General features: G+C 67.5%; 2 protein-coding genes. Both read right to left on the reverse strand.

Annotation, left to right across the window (positions count from 1 at the left end):
- Window positions 1-62 precede the first annotated feature (62 nt).
- Complete coding sequence (locus tag ABT130_RS47590) at window positions 63-491, reverse strand: hypothetical protein (RefSeq protein ID WP_350966502.1); 429 nt, start codon at window positions 489-491, stop codon at window positions 63-65.
- On the reverse strand, window positions 488-1,318 hold the full coding sequence (locus ABT130_RS47595; protein WP_350966503.1) for an IS5 family transposase: 831 nt from the start codon (window positions 1,316-1,318) through the stop codon (window positions 488-490). Before ABT130_RS47595 ends, ABT130_RS47590 begins: the two co-directional genes overlap by 4 nt.
- Window positions 1,319-1,403: the final 85 nt, after the last annotated feature.

Below are 1,403 nucleotides of genomic sequence, written 5' to 3' on the forward strand. Positions count from 1 at the left end.
GCGATGACGCTTTGATCACTTGCCCTGCGCGAGGAGCGCCGGTCGTAGGCCTCGGGGCCAAGCTAGGGACGCGGCTGGGTGAACAATCCGGGCTCGATCTCCACGAGGATGCCCAGAGTGACCAGGCGTTTCAGCTTGGCGCGAGTGTTCTCGATGTTGTTGCGCACCAACGGCAGGTCCAGCGCCAGGCATAGATCACGCGCCCGGGTGGGCTGGCCAGTGTCGGCCATGAGCGTGAGGATCTGCTGGTAGGCAGGGTGGCCGGGAAACGCGGGAGCCGGTAGCGGGGGTGCCGGATCGGGCTCGGAGGCCAAGGCGAGCAGGGTCTTGCGCGTGATCCGCAGGTGGTCGAGGTCTTGGTCGAGTTCCCGTAGGCGGGCGGTCAGCTCCTCGATCTGGGCCCGTGCCTGCTCGATCTGGCCGGTCAGCGCCTGCTCGCGGGCGTCGATCCGATCCAGCAGCCAGGTGCCGGGATCGGGATGCCCGCTCACGCCGAGCGCCAGGTGGAGGTGGAGGTCAACCGGCGGGTCATGACGTCGGTCATCGCCCAAAACACGCGTGATTCGGAGCTGGCCGGATCGTGTTCGTAGTCGCGTACCAGGCGGCGGTGCAGGGACAACGTGCCGTAGGTCTGCTCCACGATCCAGCGTTTCGGCTGGGGGACGAACCCCTGGTCAGCGGGGTTGCGTTCGACGATCTTCACGTGAATGCCGTGAGTGGCGCCGTGAGCGACCACGCTGGTCTTGAACCCCTGGTCGACCAGGGCGCTCTGGACGCTGCCGGGCACGGTGGCGGCCACGACCCGGTCCAGCAGGGCGGTGCCGATGGCGTTGTCGTGCACCGAGGCCGCCGTGACCACCACCGCGATGACCAGGCCCAGCACGTCGGTGGCCAGCCCGCGTTTACGACCCGGCACCTTCTTGGCCGCGTCCTTGCCGGTCGTGGCGGCCGGGACGCCGGCTGCGGCACGCACGCTCTGGGTGTCGAGCACTACCAGACTCGGATCGGCCGAGCGGCCCTTGCTCTCCCGTACCTGAAAGCGCAGCAGGTCGTGGATGGTCTGGTCGGTGCCATCCTCGCGCCACCGGCGGTAGTAGTAGAGCACCGCGCTACGCGGGGGTAGGTCATGGGGCAGCAGGTTCCACTGGCAGCCGGTCCGGCTCTGGTACAGCAGCGCGTTGACGATCTCACGCATCGTGTATCGGCCCTGGTGGCCACTGACCGATGGGTGGGCGGCCTTCCAGGCCGTGAGCACCGGCTCGATCAACGCCCACCGCTCATCGGATAAATCGCTCGCGTACGGCTTGCGCTCACTCACCGGGCCATCCCAGCACAACGACGACCACCAGCCAGGCGTAACGCTACAGATGCACTCGATCACACTGTGATATCGCGGGCATCGT

It is taken from the genome of Streptosporangium sp. NPDC001681, from assembly GCF_040298085.1.
Taxonomy (GTDB): Bacteria; Actinomycetota; Actinomycetes; order Streptosporangiales; family Streptosporangiaceae; genus Streptosporangium.